At 66.2% G+C, this 21,455-nt stretch carries 23 protein-coding genes; 11 read left to right on the plus strand and 12 right to left on the minus strand.

Going from position 1 to position 21,455, the window contains the following annotated elements; all coding sequences use genetic code 11:
• The first annotated feature begins 72 nt into the window (after positions 1 to 72).
• The 4 genes from AB7U46_RS11730 (at position 73) to AB7U46_RS11745 (ending at position 5,098) form a co-directional block, all read left to right on the plus strand.
• Positions 73 to 1,206 carry a Hint domain-containing protein gene (locus AB7U46_RS11730; RefSeq protein ID WP_428337160.1) on the plus strand — a complete coding sequence of 378 codons (1,134 nt, stop codon included), beginning with the start codon at positions 73 to 75 and terminating at the stop codon, positions 1,204 to 1,206.
• A gap of 207 nt (positions 1,207 to 1,413) precedes the next feature.
• Positions 1,414 to 2,202 (plus strand): Hint domain-containing protein, encoded by a 789-nt coding sequence (locus AB7U46_RS11735; protein WP_428337161.1) that lies wholly within the window; start codon positions 1,414 to 1,416, stop codon positions 2,200 to 2,202.
• 228 nt (positions 2,203 to 2,430) lie between these two features.
• Positions 2,431 to 4,698: a Hint domain-containing protein gene (locus AB7U46_RS11740; protein ID WP_428337162.1), complete on the plus strand. Its 2,268-nt coding sequence runs from the start codon at positions 2,431 to 2,433 to the stop codon at positions 4,696 to 4,698.
• A gap of 151 nt (positions 4,699 to 4,849) precedes the next feature.
• The gene (locus AB7U46_RS11745; protein ID WP_428337163.1) at positions 4,850 to 5,098 is read left to right on the plus strand and encodes a hypothetical protein; all 249 of its coding nucleotides are present in this window, start codon (positions 4,850 to 4,852) and stop codon (positions 5,096 to 5,098) included.
• Between the two features lie 84 nt (positions 5,099 to 5,182).
• On the opposite strand, the gene AB7U46_RS11750 is transcribed toward AB7U46_RS11745, so the two are convergent.
• Complete coding sequence (locus AB7U46_RS11750) at positions 5,183 to 5,380, minus strand: DUF1127 domain-containing protein (protein WP_428337164.1); 198 nt, start codon at positions 5,378 to 5,380, stop codon at positions 5,183 to 5,185.
• 85 nt (positions 5,381 to 5,465) lie between these two features.
• Here AB7U46_RS11750 and AB7U46_RS11755 point away from each other — a divergent pair, with 85 nt between their 5' ends.
• From AB7U46_RS11755 to AB7U46_RS11770, 4 genes are all read left to right on the plus strand, one after another.
• Positions 5,466 to 6,878, plus strand: coding sequence for a PLP-dependent aminotransferase family protein (locus tag AB7U46_RS11755; protein ID WP_428337165.1), 1,413 nt, complete (start codon positions 5,466 to 5,468; stop codon positions 6,876 to 6,878).
• Between the two features lie 217 nt (positions 6,879 to 7,095).
• Entirely contained in the window at positions 7,096 to 7,977 is an 882-nt protein-coding gene (locus AB7U46_RS11760) for an ABC transporter permease (protein ID WP_428337166.1), read from the plus strand.
• The gene (locus AB7U46_RS11765) at positions 7,974 to 8,780 is read left to right on the plus strand and encodes an ABC transporter permease (RefSeq protein ID WP_428337167.1); all 807 of its coding nucleotides are present in this window, start codon (positions 7,974 to 7,976) and stop codon (positions 8,778 to 8,780) included. The genes AB7U46_RS11760 and AB7U46_RS11765 overlap by 4 nt, the downstream gene beginning before the upstream one ends.
• Before the next feature lie 50 nt (positions 8,781 to 8,830).
• Entirely contained in the window at positions 8,831 to 9,907 is a 1,077-nt protein-coding gene (locus AB7U46_RS11770) for an ABC transporter ATP-binding protein (RefSeq protein ID WP_428337182.1), read from the plus strand.
• A 151-nt stretch (positions 9,908 to 10,058) separates the two neighbouring features.
• On the opposite strand, the gene typA is transcribed toward AB7U46_RS11770, so the two are convergent.
• The 11 genes from typA to AB7U46_RS11825 form a co-directional block, all read right to left on the minus strand.
• Entirely contained in the window at positions 10,059 to 11,879 is a 1,821-nt protein-coding gene (typA, locus tag AB7U46_RS11775; RefSeq protein WP_428337168.1) for a translational GTPase TypA, read from the minus strand.
• Positions 11,880 to 11,951: 72 nt separating this feature from the next.
• Positions 11,952 to 12,284: a DMT family transporter gene (locus tag AB7U46_RS11780; RefSeq protein WP_428337169.1), complete on the minus strand. Its 333-nt coding sequence runs from the start codon at positions 12,282 to 12,284 to the stop codon at positions 11,952 to 11,954.
• An 18-nt stretch (positions 12,285 to 12,302) separates the two neighbouring features.
• Positions 12,303 to 12,917 carry a YitT family protein gene (locus tag AB7U46_RS11785; RefSeq protein WP_428337170.1) on the minus strand — a complete coding sequence of 205 codons (615 nt, stop codon included), beginning with the start codon at positions 12,915 to 12,917 and terminating at the stop codon, positions 12,303 to 12,305.
• A gap of 75 nt (positions 12,918 to 12,992) precedes the next feature.
• Positions 12,993 to 13,610, minus strand: a complete 618-nt coding sequence (locus AB7U46_RS11790; protein ID WP_428337171.1) for a YitT family protein — start codon at positions 13,608 to 13,610, stop codon at positions 12,993 to 12,995.
• 18 nt (positions 13,611 to 13,628) lie between these two features.
• On the minus strand, positions 13,629 to 14,771 hold the full coding sequence (locus AB7U46_RS11795) for a hypothetical protein (protein WP_428337172.1): 1,143 nt from the start codon (positions 14,769 to 14,771) through the stop codon (positions 13,629 to 13,631).
• 71 nt (positions 14,772 to 14,842) lie between these two features.
• On the minus strand, positions 14,843 to 16,057 hold the full coding sequence (locus tag AB7U46_RS11800) for an NADP-dependent isocitrate dehydrogenase (RefSeq protein WP_428337173.1): 1,215 nt from the start codon (positions 16,055 to 16,057) through the stop codon (positions 14,843 to 14,845).
• 60 nt (positions 16,058 to 16,117) lie between these two features.
• Complete coding sequence (locus AB7U46_RS11805) at positions 16,118 to 16,555, minus strand: hypothetical protein (RefSeq protein ID WP_428337174.1); 438 nt, start codon at positions 16,553 to 16,555, stop codon at positions 16,118 to 16,120.
• Positions 16,552 to 17,076, minus strand: coding sequence for a hypothetical protein (locus tag AB7U46_RS11810; RefSeq protein WP_428337175.1), 525 nt, complete (start codon positions 17,074 to 17,076; stop codon positions 16,552 to 16,554). The genes AB7U46_RS11805 and AB7U46_RS11810 overlap by 4 nt, the downstream gene beginning before the upstream one ends.
• Complete coding sequence (locus AB7U46_RS11815) at positions 17,052 to 17,645, minus strand: HD domain-containing protein (RefSeq protein WP_428337176.1); 594 nt, start codon at positions 17,643 to 17,645, stop codon at positions 17,052 to 17,054. The genes AB7U46_RS11810 and AB7U46_RS11815 overlap by 25 nt, the downstream gene beginning before the upstream one ends.
• Complete coding sequence (locus AB7U46_RS11820) at positions 17,642 to 17,872, minus strand: hypothetical protein (protein ID WP_428337177.1); 231 nt, start codon at positions 17,870 to 17,872, stop codon at positions 17,642 to 17,644. Before AB7U46_RS11820 ends, AB7U46_RS11815 begins: the two co-directional genes overlap by 4 nt.
• Before the next feature lies 1 nt (position 17,873).
• Positions 17,874 to 18,533, minus strand: coding sequence for an alpha/beta hydrolase (locus tag AB7U46_RS11825; protein ID WP_428337178.1), 660 nt, complete (start codon positions 18,531 to 18,533; stop codon positions 17,874 to 17,876).
• 213 nt (positions 18,534 to 18,746) lie between these two features.
• On the opposite strand from AB7U46_RS11825, the gene AB7U46_RS11830 reads away from it, so the two are divergent.
• The 3 genes from AB7U46_RS11830 to sufB all read left to right on the plus strand — a co-directional run.
• Positions 18,747 to 19,205, plus strand: coding sequence for an RrF2 family transcriptional regulator (locus tag AB7U46_RS11830; RefSeq protein ID WP_428337179.1), 459 nt, complete (start codon positions 18,747 to 18,749; stop codon positions 19,203 to 19,205).
• A gap of 130 nt (positions 19,206 to 19,335) precedes the next feature.
• On the plus strand, positions 19,336 to 20,421 hold the full coding sequence (locus AB7U46_RS11835) for a cysteine desulfurase family protein (protein WP_428337180.1): 1,086 nt from the start codon (positions 19,336 to 19,338) through the stop codon (positions 20,419 to 20,421).
• Positions 20,396 to 21,455: Fe-S cluster assembly protein SufB (sufB, locus tag AB7U46_RS11840; RefSeq protein WP_428337181.1), on the plus strand; the 1,060-nt coding region annotated here is incomplete at its 3' end. The genes AB7U46_RS11835 and sufB, both read left to right, overlap by 26 nt.

Here is a 21,455-nt window from a genome sequence, read left to right on the forward strand (position 1 = left end):
TTTTGCCATAAAATCTCCTCAATTCCTCAGGCGCGGGTGGGGGCCCGCGTCGAGGCTGCCAAGGGGATCAAGATGACGGTTATTTCAGGGACGAATGGCAGCGACACGCTGACCGGAACGGATTGCAACGACACCATCTGTGCCAGCGGCGGCGATGACGTGGTCAACGCCAAAGGGGGCAACGATCTCGTCTATGGCGGGACCGGCGATGATTACATCCTTGGCGGCAAGGGCAACGACACGCTTTATGGCGATGCCGGCGACGACACGCTGATCGCCGGCGACGGTTTCGACAAGCTCTATGGCGGCGCGGGCAACGACGAGCTGCATGGCGGCGGCGACAACGACATCCTTTCGGGCGGCGACGACGCCGACACGATTTATGTCGATACCGTCGGCTCGAGCTGCGTGAACAACACCACCGTCGACGGCGGCTCGGGCGGGCTCGACGATGACACGCTCGATATTTCGGGCCTGCTCGAACAGGGCTGGGAAGTCGTCAGCGTCGTGAAGAACCCGGAGACGAACGGCGCCCCGGGCTACAACGGCCAGATCCAGCTCTACAATCCGACGACCCATCAATGGGCGAACATCAACTTCACCGATATCGAGCATGTGCCCTGCTTCACCCCCGGCACGATGATCGCGACGCCCACCGGTGAGGTCGCGGTCGAGGCGCTGCGCGTCGGCGACCGGGTGATGACCCGCGATAACGGCATCCAGGAGATCCGCTGGATCGGCCGGCGCGATCTGAGCATGGCCGAGGTCGGAACCGCCGCGCATCTGCGCCCGGTGATGATCGCGAAAGGCGCGCTGGGCAATGGCCTGCCCGAACGCGACATGATGGTTTCGCCCAATCACCGCATGCTGATCGCGAATGAGAAGACCTCGCTCTACTTCGAGGAGCACGAGGTGCTCGTCGCGGCGAAGCATCTGGTCGGCCGGCCCGGGATCACCCGCGCCGCGGCGACGGATGTGAGCTATGTGCATTTCATGTGCGACCGCCACGAGGTGGTGCTGGCCGACGGCGCCTGGAGCGAGAGCTTCCAGCCCGGCGATCTGACGCTCGGCAGCCTCGGCAAGGCGCAGCGCGACGAGATCTTCGCGATCTTCCCCGAGCTGAAGACCCCGGTCGGGCGCGAGGGCTACATCGCCGCGCGCCGCACCCTCAAGAAGCACGAAGCCGCGCTCCTGCGCGCCGGCTGAGGCCGCGGTCGGAACCGGAAGCGGGCGCCGGAGAACGGCGCCCGTTCTGCGTGAAAGATTATGTCCGTTTCGTGTATCGAAACGCAAAGTTCCTTCGGATTGTGGCAAATCCAAGGCAGTTCAGCTTTCTTTAACGATCTCCCTGCAGTATTCTGATCACCGGGGGCGTTCCGAACGATCCGGTGAACCGGTGATGAAGGACGTGAGATGACGGCTGCTGATCGGAATATCATCGCGACCGCCGCGGAGGGGATTCTTCTCGCGCGTGGGCTTTCCGACGCTGAGGAGGGATCTCCCAGCGAATTGCGCCTGATGTATCGCGGCTACGAGGGGAGCGAGGGGCTGATGCGCCTGCGCGACGGTCTCGGCGAGACGCTCTATTCGGGCACGATCCGGAATTTCGTCGAGGCGATTCCCTGTTTCACCGGCGAGACCTTGGTCGCGACCGAGCGCGGCCTTTGCCCGGTGGCCGATCTCGAACCCGGTCTGCGGGTGATGACGCGCGACAACGGGCTGCAGGAGCTGCGCTGGATCGGCCGGCGCGCCTTCGGCTGGCGCGCGCTCGGCCTCAACCCGCTCCTGCGCCCGGTGCGGATCGCCCGCGGCGCGCTTGGCCGCGACATGCCCGACCGCGACATGCTGGTCTCGCCCAATCACCGCTTTCTCACGCTGCTGCCGGGCGAAGGCGAAAGCGGCGAGCGGCTGATCATGGCGCGCGACCTCGTCGGGCTCGAGGGGGTGAGCTTCGACACCCGCCCTGCGGTGGACTACTGGCAGCTGCTGCTCGGCCGGCACGAGCTGGTGCTCGCCGATGGCTGCTGGTCCGAGAGCTTCCGCCCGATCGCGCTCAACTGCGCCGCGCTGGGCGAGGCGGGGCAGAGCGAATTGCGGGAGGTGCTTCCCGATCTCGAGAATTCGGGCGAGGATCCGGCCTATGCGCCGGCGCGCCCCGATGCGGTTTCTCCTGCCGATGCGGAGGCGGACGGCGCCCTCTGACCCTGCGCCCTGTCCTGCACTCTTCGGTGTGACGAGTATGGGCCCGGTTCTGCCGGGCCCTTTGTTTTTACCGATCACGCCTTGAATTCTCATGACTTTTTGGGATCGGCCCCGATCTCGCCACAATGCTTTCGCGGAATTGCCGCAGGCCCGGCCTCAATCGGCCATCCTCTCCCGACATTGGTTAATTCCAAGAAACCCGCCGTTGCGGGACGGTAAGAGGCGAGCATGGCGACGATTAACGGTACGACGGGTAATGATACGCTGAACGGCACTACCTCGAACGACACGATCAACGGGTTGGCCGGCAATGATTCGATCTACGGCAACAATGGCAACGATCTGATCTATGGCGGCGACGGCAGCGACACGCTCGACGGCGGGGCGGGGAACGATACCGTCTACGGTGGCGCGGGCAACGATGTCTGGCTTGCCGGCGACAGCCAGTCCGGCACCGATGCGGTCTATCTCGAGGCGGGCGACGATCTCGCCTATGCCGGCTGGTTCGTGCAGGGCGCGCCCGACACGATCGACGGCGGCACCGGCAACGACACGCTTTCGCTGACCTCGCTGCCCTCGGCGAACAATCAGGGCATTACGCTCAACGACGACGGCACCTCGACGACCACGAATTTCTCCTCGGTCATCCGCAATTTCGAGAATGTCATCGGCAACGATGGCAACAATGCGCTGACCGGCAATTCCGCGGCGAACATGCTCGACGGCGGGGCGGGGAACGACACGCTGATCGGCAATGCGGGCAATGACTCGCTCTATGGCGGCACCGGTGCCGATTCGGTCGATGGCGGCGCCGACAACGACCTGATCACCGGCGATGCCGGCAACGACACGCTGATCGGCGGCACCGGCAATGACACGGTCTATGGCGGTGCGGATCAGGATTCGATCTCCGGCGGCGACGGCGCCGACTATCTCGATGGCGGCACCGGCAACGACACGATCCTCGGCGGCACCGGCGACGACACGATCTATGGCGGCGCCGGCTCCGATTCGATTTCGGGCGAAGACGGCAACGACTACATCGACGGCGGCACCGAGAACGACACGATCTCGGGCGGCACCGGCAATGACACCGTGCTGGGCGGGCAGGGCGCCGACATCCTGAACGGTGACGAGGGCAACGACAGCCTCGACGGCGGGTCGGAGAACGACTCGCTCTATGGCGGGACGGGCGACGACACGCTGCATGGCGGCACCGGTTCGGACGTGCTCAACGGCGGCTCCGGCATGGACTACGCCGATTACACCGACTCCACCGCCGGGGTGAACGTCAACCTCGCCTCGGGCGCGGCCTCCGGCGGCGACGCGACGGGCGACCAGCTTTCCGGCATCGACGGCATCTACGGCTCCGCCTATGACGACACGCTCACCGGCTTCGACGGGGAAAGCACGGTTCCGGGCGACGCCTATACCAATGTGTTCTACGGCAATGCCGGCAACGACTACATGGACGGCGCGGGCGGTGACGACAGCCTCTATGGCGGCGCCGACAACGACACCGTGCTCGGCGGCGCCGGAAATGACCTCGTCGATGGCGGCACCGGCAACGATAGCCTCGACGGCGGCACCGGCGACGATACGCTCTATGGCGGCGACGGCGATGACACGCTGCTTGGCGGCGACGGCAACGATTACATCGACGGCGGCTCGGGCTACAACGTCTACGACGGCGGCGCGGGCTCGGACACGATCGTGGTGCATGCCGGTTCGACCGGCGTCGTGGTGGGCTCGGAAGACGCCGACGGCAGCGACGTCGACGTGCTGCTGATCGACCGCGACTCGGGCACGATCACCTATGACGCGAACGATCCCGAAAGCGGCACGATCACCTGGGCCGACGGCTCGACGGTGACCTTCTCGAACATCGAGCATGTCGCCTATGTGCCCTGTTTCACCCCGGGCACGCTGATCGAGACGAAGGACGGGATGATCCCGGTCGAATCGCTCGAGGTCGGGCAGCGCGTGCTGACCCGCGACAACGGCTATCGCGAGGTCCGCTGGATCGGCCGGCGCGACCTTTCGGCGGCCGAGCTCGCCGCGCGGCCCGAGTTGCAGCCGGTGCGGATCCGCCGTGGCGCGCTTGGCCAGGGCCTGCCCGAGGCCGATATGGTCGTCTCGCCGCAGCACCGCATGCTGCTCACCGGGCCGCGCGCCGAGCTTTACTTCGGCGAGGCCGAGGTGCTGGCCGCCGCGCTGCATATGGTCGGCCAACCCGGCATCGAACGGCTGAACCTCGATCGGGTGAGCTATATCCACCTGATGTGCGACGCCCATGAGATCATTCTCGCCGACGGCGCCTGGACCGAAAGCTTCCAGCCCGGCGATCAGACGCTGGGCGGTCTCGACCGCCCGCAGCGCGACGAGCTTTTCGAGATCTTCCCCGAGCTTGCGCAGCGGGCCGCGCGCGACGAGCTCTGGGCGGCGGCGCGCCGCTCGCTCAAGGCGCATGAGGTGCGCGTTCTGCTCGCCGCCTGAGCACGGGTGCGGCGCGGATCGGCGCTCTGTGGCGCCTCCGCCACGGCGGGGGCGATCCCACGGGCGGCTCACGGCGCCGTGTCTTGACCGGTCGCCCCTTCGAGAGCATCACCGAAGCTACCGAAACAAAACAAAAATCGGGCAGTTCAGGATGCAGACAAGCTTTCACGCCTCCACCGGGGGCTTCGATTTCGTGGGCATGCGGCATCGCCATGGCGATGTCGAGATCGTCTATGATGACGGCGTCGCGCGCCGCATGGTGTGGCGCGTGCTCGGCAAGGCCAACGAGGGCCAGCTCGGCGAGGCGCTCGCCCGCGCCGCGCGCCAGGTCAAGGTGCTGCCCGCGCTTTACGCCGAATTGCGCAAACGCTCGATCGCGATCGAGACCGTCGCGGGCTGAGGCTGAGGCCGGGGGGCGAAAAAAAAGGCCGGGTGCAAGCACCCGGCCAGGAAGAGGGCCGACAGGGGACTGCGGCGCCTGATCTCAGATCCGGCCGAACCCGCGCCGCGCTTCGAGCGCGGCCACATCGGGCTCGAGGCCGACATCCTTCAGAAGATGCGCATCCAGACGCGCGAGCGCGATCCGGCTGCGGCGAAGCTCGGTCCATTTCGCGACGCGCGCGACGAGCGCGGCGAGGGGCAGGACGGAAGCGGAAGCGCGGCGGAGCGACAGGCTCGACATTGGGCACCTTTTGTGTTGATACAATCTCTCGTTTTCTGGTAGGCTGACCATACAAAAGCCGCACAATCCGGGCGAGAGAAACATTGTGACAGATACAAGTTGGAAGCCGGACCTGACCACCAACGCCGGTCCGAAATATCTTTCGCTGGTGCGGGCGCTGCGCGAAGGGGTGCGGCGCGGCGATCTGGCGCCGGGGGCGCGGCTGCCCACGGTGCGCGATCTGGCCTGGCGGCTCGGCGTGACCCCGGGCACGGTGGCGCGCGCCTATCAGATCGCGACGCAGGAGGGGCTGCTCGAGGCGGCAGTCGGGCGCGGCACTTTTGTATCGGCACAAACCCGGCGCCTCGGCCCGACCGAGCCATTGTATCGCCAGCCGCTCACCGATCCGGCGGACAATGACGGCATCGTCGATCTGCGCTCGCCGCAGCTGCCCGATGTCGGGCAAAGCGCCGCGCTCGCCCATGCGATGGCGGAGGCGGCGGCCGAGCTGGGCAAGCAATATCTCGAATATCCCGGCCTGCGCCGCGACCGCTATTGCCGCGAGGCGGCGCTCGACTGGTTCTCGCATTGCTCGATGGCGGGACAGATCGACGCCGACGACCTCGTGCTCACCCACGGCGGGCAGAATGGCATCAACATCGTGCTGCAATGCTGCCTGCGCGGCGACCGGCCCGTCGTGCTCTGCGAGGAGCTGGCCTATCCCGGCTTTCGCCACGCCGCGCGGCTGAGCCGGGCCGAGGTGGTGCCGGTCGCGCTCGACGCCGAGGGGATGGTGCCCGCGGCGCTCGATGCCGCCTGCCGCCGCTATGGCGGGCAGGTGGTCTGCGTCACCCCCGACGCGCAGAACCCGACGACGGCGCGGATGTCGAACGAACGCCGCGCCGCGATCGCCGAGGTGGCGCGCAAGCACGACCTGCAGATCATCGAGGATGACTGCTACACCGCCCCGGTCTGCGGCCTCGAGAGCCTGCGGGTGATCGCGCCGGAACGCAGCTGGCATGTCACCTCGCTTTCGAAGACGATCTCGGCGGGGATGCGTTTCGGCATCGTCGTCGCCCCCGAGGGCATGGGCGAGGCCGGGCGACTCACCGCGCAGCACAGCTATTTCGGCCTGCCGCGCCCGGTCACCGACATCATCACCCGGCTCTTCACCTCGGGCGAGGCGATGGCGCTGCGCCACGCCGCGCAGGAGGTGATGGGGCGCCGGTTGCAGATGGTGGTGCAGGCGCTTGGCGATCAGGACATCGCCTGGCAGCCGGGGCTGAGCTTTCTGTGGCTGCGGCTGCCGCTGGGCTGGCGCGGCTCGACCTTCGCGCGCGTCGCCGAGGCGGAGGGGGTGCTGCTGCGCTCGGCCGACGAATACGTTCTGCAGGACGGCCACGCGCCGAACGCGGTGCGCATCGCGCTTTCGGGCGGCGTGCCGGAGGAGCGGCTGATGCGCGCGATCGGGCGGTTGCAAGGGCTGCTCGCCAATCCGCCGGGTGACCTGCCGGTCTGATCCGCGATCCGGGCGCCGCGGCGGAGGATCGGCGGGGCAGGGCGGTTGCCTCTTTTCAGGGCGCCGCCCCGGGGAAGGCTGCCGATTATTCCGGCAGAACCTCATTTTTCGCGCAGCTGCCTTGCGTTTCGGCTGCCATATCCCTCTTTTCAGCGCCAGATGCTTGTGCAACCCTTGCCCAAAGGCGCCGCTCAGAGCGCGCACAGGGAGATATTGAATGTCGGCTTCCCCATTCCGGAAATGGGCCCGCTCCGAGGCGGTGAACGGTTACATGATGGTCAGCCCGACGCTGATCTATGCGATCCTGCTCCTCGCGGCGCCGCTCGTCACGCTCGTTGCCTATTCCTTCTTCACCGATGGCTATCTCGTGGTGATCCCCGAGCTGACCACGGCGAATTACACCCAGGCCTGGAGCGATCCGATCTTTCGCACCATCCTGCTGCGCTCGGTGATCGTCTCGGCGCTGGTGACGCTGGTCACCGTGGTGCTGGCGTTTCCGATCGCCTATTTCATCTCCTTCCACGTGCCCGCGTCGAAGAAGTCGCGCTGGCTTTTCCTGATCACCATCCCGTTCTGGACCTCCTATCTGATCCGGGTTTTCCAGTGGAAGGTGATCCTAAACTACAACGGCGTCATCAACTCGATCCTGACAGGGCTCGGCATCACCGATCATCCGCTGCAGATGCTGAACTCGATCGGCGCGATCTCGATCACGCTCGCCCATGCCTATGCGCCCTTCGCGATCCTGCCGATCTTCGTCAGCCTCGAAAAGATCGACCGCTCTCTGCTCGAGGCGGGGCTCGATCTCGGGGAAAACCGGCTGATGACCTTCCTGCGGGTGACGCTGCCGCTCGCTATGCCTGGGGTGATCGGTGCGGTGATGATCGTCTTCATCCCGACGATCGGCGACTACGTCACGCCGGAACTGATTGGCGGCGGTAAGCTGCCCATGGTCGCGAACGTGATCTACCAGCAGCTCCTGAAGATCGACAACAAGCCGCTCGGCTCGGCGATGGCGATTTCGGCGATGCTGGTCGTGGCGGCGGTGGCGCTTCTCTTCCTCTTCCTCAACCGGCGCTTCCTGCGGGGGTCGAAATGAAGTTCTCCTCGCTGAAGGGCTACGCCTTCCTCTACCTCGTCTTCCTTTACGCGCCGATCGTGCTGCTGCCGGTCTTCGCCTTCAACTCGGGGACGATCATCGCCTTTCCGCTCAAGGGTTTCACCCTCGACTGGTTCCGCGATCTCTTTGCCAATGGCACGCTTGGCCTCGCGCTGAAGAACTCGCTGATCATCGCGGTCTCGACCTCGATCCTCTCGACCACGCTTGGCGTCTTTGCCGCGCGCGCGGGCACGCGGTTCGACTTTCCGGGCAAGACCGGGGTGATGGGGCTGATCATGCTGCCGCTCGTGCTGCCCGAGATCATCATCGCCTCCTCGCTGCTTGTCGTGCTGCTCGCCGTCGGCATGCCGCTCTCGCTCCTGACCGTGATCCTCGGCCATACGCTGATGGCGACGCCCTATGCAATTGCGGTCCTGAACGCGGCCTTCTCCTCGCTCGACCGCTCGCTCGAAGAGGCGGCCTATGACCTCGGCGAGACGAAATGGTCGACCTTCCGGCTGATCATCCTGCCGCTCGTCACCCCGGGCATCATCTCCTCGGCGCTGATGTCCTTCACGATCTCGCTCGACGAGTTCATCGTGGCCTTCTCGCTTGCGGGCAAGGAGACGACGCTGCCGATCTACATCTTCTCGCAGCTGCGGTTCCCGAAACAGATCCCTATGATCATGGCGCTTGGCACCTGCCTCGTCGTCGCCTCGATCGTGCTGCTGACCATTGCCGAATATTTCCGCCGCCGCGGCCTCGCGAAGACCGGCGCCAAAGATACCGGAGGTTTCCTGTGAGCCAAGTTCCCGCCGCCAAGGACCGCATGCCGCTCGACGAGCGCGCGCGGATGATCGAATTCCACAATGTGCAGAAGTATTACGGCGATTATCACGCGCTGCGTGGCATCAACGCGGTGATCCGCGAGGGCGAGTTCTTCTCGCTCCTCGGGCCTTCGGGCTGCGGCAAGACCACGCTTTTGCGCACCATCGCGGGCTTCGAGGACATCTCCTCGGGTGCGGTGCTGATCGACGGCAAGGACATGTCCGACGTCGCGCCGAACAAGCGCCCGACCAATATGGTGTTCCAGAGCTACGCGATCTTTCCGCATCTGAGCGTGGCCGAGAACGTCGGCTTCGGCCTGCGCCGCGATCCGCGATCGAAGGCGGAAAAGGCGAAGGCGGTGGAAGAGGCGCTCGATATGGTCGGCCTCAAGGGCTATGGCGGGCGCGCGGCCCATGCGCTCTCGGGCGGCCAGCGCCAGCGCGTGGCGCTGGCGCGCGCGCTGATCCTGAAACCGAAGGTGCTGCTCCTCGACGAACCGCTCTCCGCGCTCGACAAGAAGATCCGCGAACAGATGCAGGTCGAGCTGATCAAGCTGCAGCGCGAGGTGGGCATCACCTTCGTCCTCGTCACCCATGACCAGGAAGAGGCCCTCGTGATGTCGGACCGGATCGCGGTGATGTTCGAGGGCGAGATCGCCCAGCTCGCCGACCCGGAAACGCTCTACCGCCGCCCGAATTCGCGGCGCGTCGCGGATTTCATCGGCGTGATGAACTTCCTGCCGGCGACCGTGCTGGGCGAGGGCAACGGCCATCTGCAGCTCGAGGTCGCGGGCCTCGGGCAGGTCGACGTGACCGAGGAACAGGCCTCCGCCACGCCGACGGGCGGCGAGGCCTCGGTCGGCTTCCGCCCCGAGACTCTGACGATCCTCTACGAGGGCCAGACCGCGCAGGACCGCGAGGCGCCCGGCACGATCGACGAAGTCGTCTATTACGGCGACATGACCTATTACGACGTGAAGATCGACGGCGTCGAAACCCCGGTGCGGATCTCGATGCGCAACGTCTTCGGCCGGCCCGTGCTCGATGTCGGCACCCGCACCCGCGTCGGCTGGTCGCCGGGCGCGCTGGTGCTCTTCCGCTAAGAAAAAGGGGGGCGCTGCCCCCCTCTTTGCTGCGCAAATTCACCCCCCGGAGTATTTGGACCAAGAAAAAGGAAGCCTCTCTCCGGGCTTTTTCCTGGCGCAAATACTCCGGGGGGGAGCGAAGCGGGGGGCGCGAAGCCCCCCTTTTTCGTCATTCGCCCGAGCGCGAGGCCCGCTTGCGGTCGTTCGAATCGAGCAGCCGCTTGCGCAGCCGCACGATCTTCGGCGTGACCTCGACGAGCTCGTCGTCGTTGATATAGGCGATCGCCTCCTCGAGGCTCATCCGGGTGGGCGTGGTCAGCCGCACCGCCTCGTCCGTGCCCGAGGCGCGCACGTTGGTGAGCTTCTTGCCCTTGAGCGGGTTCACCTCGAGATCGTTGTCGCGCGAATGCTCGCCGATGATCATGCCGGCGTAGATCTGCTCCTGCGCCCCGATGAAGAGCTTGCCGCGCTCCTCGAGGTTCCACAGCGCATAGGCGACCGAAACGCCGTTCTCCATCGAGATCAGCACGCCCTGACGGCGGCCGGTGATCGCGCCCTTGTAGGGCGCCCAGCTGTGGAAGATGCGGTTCAGCACGCCGTTGCCGCGGGTGTCGGTCATGAACTCGCCCTGATAGCCGATCAGCCCGCGCGAGGGCACATGGGCGACGATGCGGGTCTTGCCATGGCCGGCCGGGCGCATCTCGACCAGATCGCCCTTGCGCGAACCGGTGAGCTTCTCGATCACCACGCCCGAGAATTCGTCATCGACGTCGACGATCACTTCCTCGATCGGCTCCAGACGCTCGCCGTTTTCCTCGCGGAAGATCACGCGCGGGCGGGAGATCGAGAGCTCGAACCCCTCGCGGCGCATGTTCTCGATCAGCACGCCCATCTGCAGTTCACCGCGGCCCGAGACGATGAAGGCCTCGCCGCCGGGGGTGTCCTCGATGCGGATCGCGACATTGGTTTCCGCCTCGCGCATCAGCCGCTCGCGGATCACGCGCGACTGCACCTTGTTGCCGTCCTTGCCGGCGAGCGGGCTGTCGTTGATGCCGAAGGTGACCGAGATCGTCGGCGGGTCGATCGGCTGCGAGGGCAGCGCGGTGTCGACCTCGAGCGCGCAGAGCGTGTCGGCCACGGTGGCCTTCGACATGCCGGCGACGGTGACGATGTCGCCCGCGACGGCCTCGTCGATCGGCTGCTGGTTCAACCCGCGGAAGGCGAGGATCTTGGTGCAGCGGAACTGCTCGATCCGCTCGCCGGTGCGCGAGAGCGCCTTGAGGCTGTCGCCGACCTTGAGCGTGCCCGACTCGACGCGCCCGGTCAGGATGCGGCCGATGAACGGGTCAGCCGACAGCGTGGTGGCGAGCATGCGGAAGGGGTCGGCCGCATGGGCGAGCTGCTTCGGCGGCTCGACATGTTTCACGATCAGATCGAAGAGCGCGGAGAGATCCTTGCGCGGCCCGTCGAGTTCGGTATCCGCCCAGCCGCCGATGCCCGAGGCATAGAGATGCGGGAAGTCGAGCTGCTCGTCACTGGCGCCGAGGTTCGCGAAGAGGTCGAAGACCTCGTTGAGCGCGCGATCGGGTTCGGCGGCGGGCTTGTCGACCTTGTTCAGCACGACGATCGGCTTGAGACCCAGCGCAAGCGCCTTGGAGGTCACGAATTTCGTCTGCGGCATCGGGCCTTCGGCGGCATCGACGAGCAGGCAGACACCGTCCACCATGCTCAGGATGCGCTCCACCTCGCCGCCGAAATCGGCGTGGCCGGGGGTGTCGACGATATTGATCCGCGTGCCCTTCCATTCGACCGAGGTCGCCTTGGCGAGGATGGTGATGCCGCGTTCGCGTTCGATGTCGTTGCTGTCCATCGCGCGTTCGGCCACGGCCTGATTTTCGCGGAAGGAGCCGGATTGGCTCAGAAGCTTGTCCACGAGCGTGGTCTTGCCGTGGTCAACGTGTGCGATGATCGCAATATTGCGAATGTCCATGGGGTCCGCCTGTTCGAGATTTGGCCCGGCTCTAGTCGAAAAGCGGCGCAAGCGCCAGCCCGAAGCGCCGCGCTAATGCGTAGCGGAGGTGGAAAACAGGTTGATGACGAGGATTCCGGCAATGATCAGGGCAATCCCGAGCATCGCGGCAAGGTCGAGCTTCTGCCCGAAGAAGAGGAATCCCGCCCCCGCGATCAGCACCATGCCGATGCCGGACCACATTGCATAGGTCACGCCGAGCGGCAGCACCTTGAGCACCAGCGAGAAGAACCAGAAGGCGCCGGCGAACCCCGCGATCACGCCGAGCGAGGGCCAAAGCCGGGTGAACTGGTTCGAGGCTTGCAGGCAGCTCGAGCCGAAGGTTTCGAAGGCGACGGCGATCAGAAGGAAGAGATAGGTTTTCAAGGGCGGCCCGGGCTGGTGTCAGGTGACGATATACCAGTCGCGCCGATGGTTGAAGGCAATCACGAAATTCAGGATCACCGCGCCGAGCAGCGACCAGAGCACGCGCTCGGGCGGCAGGATGAAGAAGGCGATCGCAAAGAGGATCAGGTCGTGGATCGTCTGCGTCCAGCCCGCCTTGAAGCCGAACCTGTCCTGGAGGATCACCGCAACGATCGAAACCCCGCCGAGCGAGCCGGAATGGCGGAAGAGGCCGAGCAGCCCGACCCCCGCCGAGACGCCGAAGAGCACCGCGGCCACGCCCGGTTGCAGCTCGGCGATGTGGAAGACCGGCTTCAGCGCCTCCGCCATCAGCGAGACGAGGGTGACGGTGGTCAGGCTTTTGACGCAGAACACCGGCCCGCGCGCCATCCAGGCAAAGCCGTAGAAGGGGATGTTGATCACGAAGAAGACGAGGCCGAAGCTCCAGCCCGTCGCATAGCTCAGGATCAGCGCCGCCCCCGCGGTGCCGCCGGTGACGAGACCTGCCGCGCGCAGCAGGTGAATGCCGAGCGCCGCCTGCGCCGAGGCGATCACGAGGCCCTGGATGTCCTCGAAGAAAGTGTAGTGGCGGTCGGAAGTAAGGTCAGCACTCATGACCTAATGATGCGCCTGCTGCGCTGCGGCGTCCATGCGTGTCTGCGCATGGGAGGGCTGCGCCCGGCGCATGGCTCATTTCGCGATGTAGCGGTCGCGGCGATGGTTGATCAGGATGATGACGTTGAGCACCATCGCGCCCAGAAGCGACCAGAGCACCTTGTCGAAGGGCAGCACGAAGGCGGCGAAGAGGAACACGCCGCAATCGAAGATCACCTGCGTCTTGCCCGCCTTGAACCCGGTCTTGTCCTGTAGGTAAAGCGCGACGATGCCGACGCCGCCAAGGCTCGCCCCGTGGCGGAAGAGCATGAGCAGCCCGGCGCCGGAGATCACCCCGGCAAGCACCGCCGCCGCCGCCACGTTCAGCTGCGCGAAGGCGAGTACATTCGGCGCGAGCGTGGTGAAACCGGACATCAGCGCGATCGCGGTGAAGGTTTTCAGCGTGAACTTCGCCCCCATCCGGCGGAAGGCCAGCCAGTAGAAGGGCAGGTTCAGACAAAAGAAGATCGCGCCGAAGCCCCAGCCGGTGAGATAGCTCAGCACCAGCGAGAGCCCCGCGATCTGCCCGGTGAAAAGGCCGGAGCCATGCAGGAAGCTCACCGAAAGCGCGGTGAGCATCGTGCCGGAGACGAGCCCCTGCGCGTCTTCGAGGGGCGTGTGGCGATCGGGGGCGGGCGAGGTGAGCAGCATCATGAGGGGGTCCGGTCCGGGTCAGATCAGGCTGCGCACGAGACCGTGCAGAAAGCCGAAGGGAATGACGACGGGACCATGGGCAATTCCGACGCAGAGCGCAAGCGCCAGCCAGAGGACAAATTCCCGGGCGCTCAGCCCGCGCGTGCGCAGCGCTCCGCGCGCGCCGAGGCCAAGCCACAGCAGGCTCGCGACCGAGACCTGCAGCGCGAGCCAGCGCCCCCAGTCGAGCCCGATCGGATAGAGCAGGGTGAAGGGCAGACCGGCGGCGATCAGCGCCCAGCCGCGCCGGTCGCGCGGCCCGCAAAGCCACCACAGCCGCGCGAGCGGCGCGATGGCGGCGAGCGCGGCCAGCGGCAGGCTCCAGAGCGCGGGGTTGCGGGCGAGCGCCGCGCGCACCTTGGCCGGGCCGTTCTCGGGATCGGCGAGCCAGCCGATGGCGCCCGCGCAGAAATGCTCGGACACCGGGCCGCGCTGCCGGATCGCGGTGCAAAGGGGGGAGGCGTCCCCGAGGCGGGCATGCATCAGCGCGTAGCCGCCCGCGCCGAGCAGCGCGAGGCCGAGCAGCAGCGCCGAGAGGACGAGCACGGTTATCGGGGTATCGCCGCGCAGCAGGAAAAGCGCGATCAGCCAGGCGGGGAAGAAGAGCACCAGCGCCTCGTGCCCGACGGCACCGATGGCGAGCAGCAGCGCGGAGAGCGCGATGAGCCCGCTGCGGCGCGGCCCGGTGGCGGGCCAGACCAGGAGCAGCAGCGCCAGCAGGCCGAACAGCTCCTTGCGCAGGCCGGAGATCGGATCGACGCCCCAGAGCAGCGGGAAGAACCCGGCCGAAACCACCGCGAGCACGGAGGCGGGGGAGTTTTGGCGGCGCAGGAGCAGCGCGGTGCCGCCGAAAAGCGCGAGGCTCAGCACCGCCTGCACGATCACCACCGCATCGAGCGGCGCGAGGCCGAGACGATCGGACAGCCAGAGGAAGGCCGATCCCATCGGGCCGCGCCGGATCGGCCCCGCGGCGAGATTGATGAGCCAGTCGCCCTGCAGCCACATCTCGCCGCCCATGGCGCGGGCGCGGGCGAGGGTGCGCAGCTGGATCCAGAGCCCCGCCAGAATCAGCAGCAGCGCCGTTTGCATCGGCCAGCGAATATCGTCGTTCCGGGGGAGCATCCGTCTTCCTTTCTCGAACGAAAAGGGCCGGCGCAAGCGCCGGCCCTTCCCTCCCTGCGCGGCGGGCTTCTTCAGCCGGCCAGCGCCTTGTTCAGGTATTCGTCCACCTTCTCGAGATAGCCCATGGTGGTGAGCCACTTCTGATCCGGGCCGACGAGCAGCGCGAGATCCTTCGTCATGAAACCATCCTCGACGGTCTGCACGCAGACCTTCTCGAGCGTGGTGGCGAAGTTCATCAGCGCGGTGTTGTTGTCGAGCTTCGCGCGATGCTTCAGACCGCCGGTCCAGGCGAAGATCGAGGCGATCGAGTTCGTCGAGGTTTCCTTGCCGGCCTGGTGCTGGCGGTAGTGACGGGTCACGGTGCCATGCGCCGCTTCCGCCTCGACCGTCTTGCCATCGGGCGTCATCAGCACCGAGGTCATCAGACCGAGCGAGCCGAAGCCCTGCGCCACGGTATCCGACTGCACGTCGCCGTCGTAGTTCTTGCAGGCCCAGATATAGCCGCCCGACCACTTCAGCGCCGAGGCGACCATGTCGTCGATCAGGCGGTGCTCGTAATGGATGCCGGCCTTCTTGAACTCGGCCTCGAACTCTTCCTCATAGACCTTCTGGAACAGATCCTTGAAGCGGCCGTCATAGGCCTTGAGGATGGTGTTCTTGGTCGAGAGATAGACCGGCCAGCCCTTGAGCAGGCCGTAGTTCATCGAGGAGCGGGCGAAGTCGATGATCGACTGGTCGAGGTTGTACATGCCCATCGCGACACCGGCGCCGGGCGCGTCGAACACGTCATATTCCTGCACGGTGCCGTCTTCGCCCACGAATTTCATCGTGATCTTGCCCTTGCCGGGGAAGCGGAAGTCGGTCGCCTTGTACTGGTCGCCGAAGGCGTGACGGCCGACGACGATCGGCTGGGTCCAGCCCGGAACGAGCCGCGGCACGTTCTTGCAGATGATCGGCTCGCGGAAGATCACGCCGCCGAGGATGTTGCGGATCGTGCCGTTCGGCGATTTCCACATCTTCTTGAGGCCGAATTCCTCGACGCGGGCTTCGTCCGGCGTGATCGTGGCGCATTTCACGCCGACGCCATATTCCTTGATCGCGTTCGCGGCGTCGATCGTGACCTGATCCTCGGTCGCATCGCGATGCTCGATGCCGAGGTCGTAGTACTTCAGGTCGATGTCGAGATAGGGCAGGATCAGCTTTTTCTTGATGAATTCCCAGATGATCCGGGTCATCTCGTCGCCGTCGAGCTCGACGACGGGGTTGGCTACCTTGATCTTCGACATGGATTCCTCCGCGTTGGGTGACTCGTTTGGCCGCCTTTTATCCCGTTTCGGAGCGGCTGGCTAGTGCTGTATGCCTTGGTATACCGAATTTCGCCGCAGCCACCAGAAGGCCGCGAAACCGGCACCCGGAAGCGCCTCGGCCAGCCAGAGCAGAACCGCGGAATAGAGCGCGTCGCTCGCCCGCAGATCGAGGGCGGTCAGGAGCGGGCGACCATATCCGGTGAGCAGCAGATTGCCCACGAAAAGCGCGACCCAGCCGGTCGTCATCACGTTGAGGAACTGGCGCAGATCGCCGGGCGCCGCGATCCGCCCGGTGAGCGCGATCGCCCCCACGGCGAGCAGAAGGCGCAGCAGCGCAAGGCCGATGGTGACCCCGCGCCCCGGCGGGTCGGGCAGCAGCGGAAGGGCGAAGAGCAGCACGAGATCGACGAGGATCAGCGCGAGGATCGGCGCAAGCGCCGCAAGACCAAAGCGCAGGGCGGTCGCAAGGAGCTTCATCGCGCGTTCCTCCCCCAGATCGCGCGCAGGGCGATCGCGCCGCCGGCGAAGACCAGCGCGATGAAGGGCGCGAAGACAAAGATCGCGAAGGTCTGCGGCCCCTTGCGGTCACATTGGTGCCAATGCTCGGGCGGCAGCAAAAGCACGACCTCGGTCGCCACCAGAGCGACGAGCGCCAGCCCGAAACAGATCCGCGTGCGGCCCGATTGCGCTAGCGCGGCGGGCAGGGCGAGCAGGAGGGGCGGCAGATAGACGAGCGCAAGCAGGATCAGCGCAAGCGAGAGTTGCCGCGTGGAGCGCAGGGCGGTCCACGGCGTCTCCGCCATGTGGTGCAGCACCAGCCGCGCCTGCTCGGCCAGCGGGCGATCCGACACCCGCAGCAGTTCGGGATGGCTGCCGTCGGACTGGTCGAGGCAGACCTGCCAATCCACATCGGCAAGGCCACTCACCCCGCCCGCGATCGCGACGGCGAGCGCGGCGCCAAGCGCCGCGAGGATCAGCGCCCCCGGGCGGAAAACCACGGTCGGATCCTGGCCTGCACCCAGACCCAGACACCGGGCAGGCCGCGGGCGATCTTGGCTCCGACGCGGGTTTCGAGCTGCGGCCAGGTGACGTCGTATTCCACCCAGGACCCGCCGCCCGATTGTTCGTTGAGCAGCACCGGCTGCACCCGGTCGAGCGATTTCGCAAAGATCGCGGTGGGGGTTTCGGCGGCTTCGAACTCTTGCCAGAGAACATGAAGATCGTCGCCCAACGGATTGGGAAGCAAACCGAAAATCCGTTTCGCGGCGGCCGCTTCCGCAGCCTGGACCGCGGCCGAGTCATGCGCCTGGCCATTGCCGGAATGGATCGGCACATCGCCGACGTCGATCTCGACGAGGTCATGGATCAGCAGCATCTTCACCGCGCGCGTCACATCGACCCCGGGCGCGGCCTGATCGGCCAGCACCAGCGCGTAAAGCGCGAGCGTCCAGCTGTGCTCGGCCGAGTTCTCGGGGCGCGAGGCGTCGTGGATCGGCGTCGCGCGCGTCACCGATTTCAGCTTTTCCACCTCGCGCAGGAAGGCGAATTGCCGGTCGAGCGCGCTCATGCCGCGCCCTTCAGCGCCTTGAGTCGGGTCTCGAAGAAATCGCGCCCCCGGTCGGCGGCCATGTGGAGCCGGCAGGCGGTCATGAAGGCCTCCTGCAGCGAGGGCGAGGAGGTGCCGATGTAATTGCCGACCTCGACGTAAAGCCGTTCCGCCTTTTCGCCGAACTCGCGCTGCGCCGCCATCACATCGGCGGCGAGCGCCTCGGCCAGCTCCTCGAGCAGGGCCATCTCAGCGCGACCCCTCGGTCAGGCGCCGCTTCACATAGGCCTGGACCGTGTCGATCATCGGCTTCATGTGGGCTTCGTCATCCTTGAAGAAGTGATCGGCGCCCTCGATTTCCTCGTGGGAAATCGTGATCCCCTTCTGCTCGCGCAGCTTTGAAACGAGCGTCGCGGTATCCTTCGGCGGCGCGACGCGGTCGGCCGAGCCGTTGATGATGAGGCCGGACGAGGGGCAGGGCGCGAGGAAGCTGAAATCATACATGTTCGCCGGCGGGGCGACCGAGATGAAACCGGTGATCTCGGGGCGGCGCATCAGCAGCTGCATCCCGATCCAGGCGCCGAAGGAGAAGCCCGCAACCCAGCAATGCTTCGAGTTCGGGTTCATCGCCTGCAGATAGTCGAGCGCCGAGGCGGCGTCGGAAAGCTCGCCGATGCCCTGGTCGTATTCGCCCTGGCTCCGCCCCACGCCGCGGAAGTTGAAGCGCAGCACGGTGAAGCCGATCTTGTGGAAGGCGTAATGCAGATTGTAGACGACGCGATTGTTCATCGTGCCGCCGAACTGGGGATCGGGATGCAGGATGATCGCGATCGGCGCGTCCGGGATCGGTTGCGGATGGTACCGGCCTTCGAGGCGACCTTCGGGACCGGGAAAAATGACTTCGGGCATCGTCTCTCGCCTGCTCAATCTCGGCTCCGGCCCGGGGTGCGACGGCGCGCTAACTTGACGCTTTCGCTCGGCTACCCTAGGACGAAGCGATCCCGCCACGATGGCGGGAACTCGGGTGCATTGGAGTTAAGCGGCCCAAGGCGCGGCGTCAATGCTCTGGCGGGGTTTCGCCGTGTCGGGCCGGTTTCGCCGCAGGCTCTGGAGGGGGTGCAGATGAAACTTTCGACGAAGGGGCGTTATGCGATGGTCGCGCTGGTCGATCTCGCCACGGTGGGCGCCGGGCAGATGACCTCGCTTGCGGAAATCTCGAAGCGGCAGGACATCTCGCTGCCCTATCTCGAACAGCTTTTCGTGCGGCTGCGGCGCGCCGGGCTCGTGGCCTCGGTGCGCGGCCCGGGGGGCGGCTACCGGCTCGCGAAGGAGCCGAAGGAGATCCGCGTCTCCGAGATCTTCGAGGCGGTGGACGAGACCGTCTCGGCGCTGCATGTCGGCGCCGGCGCCTCGGGCGGGATCTCTGGGAGCCGCGCGCAGTCGCTGACGAACCGGCTCTGGGAAAGCCTCTCGGCGCAGGTCTTCGTCTTCCTGCACCAGACCACGCTCGAAGATGTGGTGCGGAACACGCTGAAACCCTGCCCGGCGGTGCGCAACCTGTTCTCGGTGGTGGACGAATGACAGCGGACGGCGCCTGCGGCGGGGGCGGATGCCTCCGGCGGGGATATTTCGGCACTTTGGAAGCGGGTTTCCAAAGTGACATAAATATCCCCCGCGGAGCGTCCTCGGCCGGGGGCGGGAGCGCGGCCTGATGGAACGGCTCTATCTCGACTGGAACGCCACGACGCCGCTGCGCCCCGAGGCGAAGGCGGCGATGATCGCGGCGATGGAGGTCTCGGGCAATCCCTCGAGCGTGCATGCCGAGGGGCGCGCCGCGAATGCGCTGATCGAGCGCGCGCGCGGCCAGATCGCGGCGGCGCTGGGGGCCGAGGGGGCGGATATCATCTTCACATCGGGCGCGACCGAGGCTTCGGCGCTGGCGCTCGCTGGCCGGGGCATCGCCTGCGCGCCGGTCGAGCATGACGCGGTCTCGGCCTGGTGCGATGCGGCGCTGCCGGTCGATGGCTTTGGCCGCGTCCGTGTCGCCGATCCGGCGCGCGCGACGCTGCAGCTCGCCAATAGCGAGACCGGGGTGATCCAGGCGCTGCCCGAGGGGCTTTGGGCCTCCGATCTCACCCAGGGCTTCGGCAAGCTGCCGATCGCCTTCAACTGGATGGGCGTCACCTGCGGCATCGTCTCGGCGCACAAGCTCGGCGGGCCGAAGGGGATCGGCGCGCTGATCGTGAAACGCGGCACCGAGATCGCGGCGCAGCTGCGCGGCGGCGGGCAGGAGATGGGGCGCCGCGCGGGCACCGAGAACCTGATCGGCATCGCCGGTTTCGGGGCGGCGGCGGAGGCCGCGGCGCGCGATCTGGCGGCGGGGGTCTGGGGCGAGGTCGCCGAAGTTAGAGATATTCTAAAGAACGCTCTGGAATATCCGACTAAAGAAGTCTATTTTCCCGGTTGGGAGATGCCGGAAGGCGCAACGGACGGGGCGCGGGCGACGGGAGAACCGCCTGCGATCCTGCCCAACACGCTTTCGGTGATCAGCCCCGGCTGGAAGGGGGAGACCCAGGTGATGCGGCTGGACCTGATGGGCCATGCGGTATCGGCGGGGTCGGCCTGTTCCTCGGGCAAGGTCCGCGCGAGCAAGGTGCTTGCCGCGATGGGCTGGTCCGAAGCCGATGCGGGATGCGCGCTGCGGATCTCGATCGGGCCCGGGGTGACGAGGGAAGACGTGTTGCGCTTTGCCGAGGCGTTTCGGTCGGCACATGAGAAACACCGCGCAAGGCACTGACGCGGAAGGGAAAGACGCTTTGGAACAAGATCAGGACATCCGCGAGGGCGTGGACCGCGAGACGGTCGAGACGGTCCAGAACATGGGCGCCTACAAATACGGTTGGGAGACCGAGATCGAGATGGATTATGCCCCGAAGGGCATTTCCGAGGAGATCGTGCGGCTGATTTCGAAGAAGAACGACGAGCCGGAATGGATGCTCGACTGGCGTCTCGCGGCCTGGCGCCGCTGGGAGAGCATGGAGGAGCCGCATTGGGCGCTGCTCGATGTGCCGAAGATCGACTACCAGGATCTTTACTATTACGCGCGCCCGAAAAGCATGGAGACCAAGCCGAAATCGCTCGATGAGGTCGATCCGAAGCTGCTCGCCACCTATGAAAAGCTCGGCATTCCGCTGAAGGAACAGCTGATCCTCGCGGGCGTCGAGGGCGCCGAGAACATGGTCGAGGGCGAGCGTCAGGTCGCCGTCGATGCGGTGTTCGATTCGGTTTCCGTGGGCACCACCTTCAAGGCGAAGCTCGCCGAGGCGGGGGTGATCTTCTGCTCGATCTCCGAGGCGATCAAGGAACACCCGGAGCTGGTGAAGAAATACCTCGGCTCGGTCGTGCCGCAGACCGACAACTTCTTCGCCACGCTGAATTCCGCCGTGTTTTCCGACGGTTCCTTCGTCTACGTTCCGCCGGGCACGCGCTGCCCGATGGAGCTGTCGACCTATTTCCGGATCAACGCCGAAAACACCGGGCAGTTCGAGCGCACGCTGATCATCTGCGACCGCGGCGCCTATGTGAGCTACCTCGAGGGCTGCACCGCGCCGAAGCGCGACACCGCGCAGCTGCACGCCGCAGTGGTCGAGATCGTCATCCTCGAGGATGGCGAGGTGAAATATTCGACGGTGCAGAACTGGTTCCCCGGCGACGAGGAAGGCAAGGGCGGCATCTACAACTTCGTCACCAAGCGCGCGGATTGCCGCGAGGCGCGGGCGAAGGTGATGTGGACCCAGGTCGAGACCGGCTCGGCGATCACCTGGAAATATC

This window comes from Paenirhodobacter sp. (assembly GCF_050177655.1).
Classification (GTDB): domain Bacteria; phylum Pseudomonadota; class Alphaproteobacteria; order Rhodobacterales; family Rhodobacteraceae; genus Rhodobacter.

Excerpts from the sequence above, each read along its gene's own strand:
- AB7U46_RS11790 (WP_428337171.1), bottom strand. The coding sequence starts at position 13,610 with ATGATGCTGCTCACCTCGCCCGCCCCCGATCGCCACACGCCCCTCGAA.
- AB7U46_RS11795 (WP_428337172.1), bottom strand. The coding sequence starts at position 14,771 with ATGCTCCCCCGGAACGACGATATTCGCTGGCCGATGCAAACGGCGCTG.
- AB7U46_RS11805 (WP_428337174.1), bottom strand. The coding sequence starts at position 16,555 with ATGAAGCTCCTTGCGACCGCCCTGCGCTTTGGTCTTGCGGCGCTTGCG.
- AB7U46_RS11765 (WP_428337167.1), top strand. The coding sequence starts at position 7,974 with ATGAAGTTCTCCTCGCTGAAGGGCTACGCCTTCCTCTACCTCGTCTTC.
- AB7U46_RS11730 (WP_428337160.1), top strand. The coding sequence starts at position 73 with ATGACGGTTATTTCAGGGACGAATGGCAGCGACACGCTGACCGGAACG.
- AB7U46_RS11760 (WP_428337166.1), top strand. The coding sequence starts at position 7,096 with ATGTCGGCTTCCCCATTCCGGAAATGGGCCCGCTCCGAGGCGGTGAAC.
- AB7U46_RS11835 (WP_428337180.1), top strand. The coding sequence starts at position 19,336 with ATGGAACGGCTCTATCTCGACTGGAACGCCACGACGCCGCTGCGCCCC.
- AB7U46_RS11785 (WP_428337170.1), bottom strand. The coding sequence starts at position 12,917 with ATGAGTGCTGACCTTACTTCCGACCGCCACTACACTTTCTTCGAGGAC.
- AB7U46_RS11830 (WP_428337179.1), top strand. The coding sequence starts at position 18,747 with ATGAAACTTTCGACGAAGGGGCGTTATGCGATGGTCGCGCTGGTCGAT.
- AB7U46_RS11735 (WP_428337161.1), top strand. The coding sequence starts at position 1,414 with ATGACGGCTGCTGATCGGAATATCATCGCGACCGCCGCGGAGGGGATT.
- AB7U46_RS11745 (WP_428337163.1), top strand. The coding sequence starts at position 4,850 with ATGCAGACAAGCTTTCACGCCTCCACCGGGGGCTTCGATTTCGTGGGC.
- AB7U46_RS11825 (WP_428337178.1), bottom strand. The coding sequence starts at position 18,533 with ATGCCCGAAGTCATTTTTCCCGGTCCCGAAGGTCGCCTCGAAGGCCGG.
- AB7U46_RS11820 (WP_428337177.1), bottom strand. The coding sequence starts at position 17,872 with ATGGCCCTGCTCGAGGAGCTGGCCGAGGCGCTCGCCGCCGATGTGATG.
- AB7U46_RS11770 (WP_428337182.1), top strand. The coding sequence starts at position 8,831 with ATGATCGAATTCCACAATGTGCAGAAGTATTACGGCGATTATCACGCG.
- AB7U46_RS11750 (WP_428337164.1), bottom strand. The coding sequence starts at position 5,380 with ATGTCGAGCCTGTCGCTCCGCCGCGCTTCCGCTTCCGTCCTGCCCCTC.
- AB7U46_RS11740 (WP_428337162.1), top strand. The coding sequence starts at position 2,431 with ATGGCGACGATTAACGGTACGACGGGTAATGATACGCTGAACGGCACT.
- AB7U46_RS11800 (WP_428337173.1), bottom strand. The coding sequence starts at position 16,057 with ATGTCGAAGATCAAGGTAGCCAACCCCGTCGTCGAGCTCGACGGCGAC.
- AB7U46_RS11815 (WP_428337176.1), bottom strand. The coding sequence starts at position 17,645 with ATGAGCGCGCTCGACCGGCAATTCGCCTTCCTGCGCGAGGTGGAAAAG.
- typA (WP_428337168.1), bottom strand. The coding sequence starts at position 11,879 with ATGGACATTCGCAATATTGCGATCATCGCACACGTTGACCACGGCAAG.